The organism is Bacillus mobilis, from assembly GCF_001884045.1.
In the GTDB taxonomy this organism is placed as follows: domain Bacteria; phylum Bacillota; class Bacilli; order Bacillales; family Bacillaceae_G; genus Bacillus_A; species Bacillus_A mobilis.
On record NZ_MACF01000059.1, the window covers coordinates 1 to 815 of the forward strand.

An 815-nucleotide genomic window follows, 5' to 3' on the forward strand; every position below is an offset into this window, starting at 1 on the left:
GCTAGTTTTCCGTTTTCTACCGTATTTTTAAAGCTAATTCGGTATTCTACTTCTTCTCCTAACTTCGGTGACGGGTTATTTACTACTTTTTTCGCTTCAACTTTTCCATCTTTATGCTGCGGAATAATTTCTGCCTTCGGTGTTTCTGGCGGATGTTTCGTATCGCTCACAATCGCTTGATTGACAATTGTATCGCTCACTTTACCTTTTACTTTCACTTTAAAAGTAATACTTCTCTCTTTCGTATCCGTAATCTCTGGATACTTCGCCAGTACCTTGCCTTTTTCCACTTTCAATTCCACTGGATCTGGCTTAGATCCTTCTGCTTTTAAACTATCTTTCACGTACTCTAAACCATTTGGTAAATCATCTTCTATTTTTACCTCTGTTAGCTTTCCATGTTCTACCGTATTTTTAAAACTAATTCGGTATTCGATTTCTTCTTCTAACTTCGGCGCTTGATTATTTACCATCTTTTTCGCTTCAAGTTTTCCATCTTTATACTGCGGAGTAATTTCTACCTTTGGTGTTTCTGGTTTGTTTTTTGTATCATCAATAATTGCTTTATTGACGATTTTTTCGCCGACTTTTACTTCTTCTTTTACTATCACTTTAAAAGTGATACTTCTTTCTTCTGTATCCGTAATCTCTGGATACTTCGCCAGTACCTTACCGTTTTCCACTTTCAACTCTATTGGATTTGGTTCAGCACCTTCTGCTTTCACACTGTTTTCTATATACTCTAAACCTTCTGGTAAAGTATCTTCTATTTTCACCTCTGCTAGTTTTCCGTTTTCTACCGTATTTTTAAAGCT

General features: G+C 36.1%; 1 protein-coding gene. It reads right to left on the bottom strand.

What is annotated here, in order from left to right; all coding sequences use genetic code 11:
• Window positions 1–815 (bottom strand): DUF11 domain-containing protein (locus tag BAQ44_RS09515; RefSeq protein ID WP_131801854.1); only part of this gene is annotated, 815 nt, incomplete at both ends.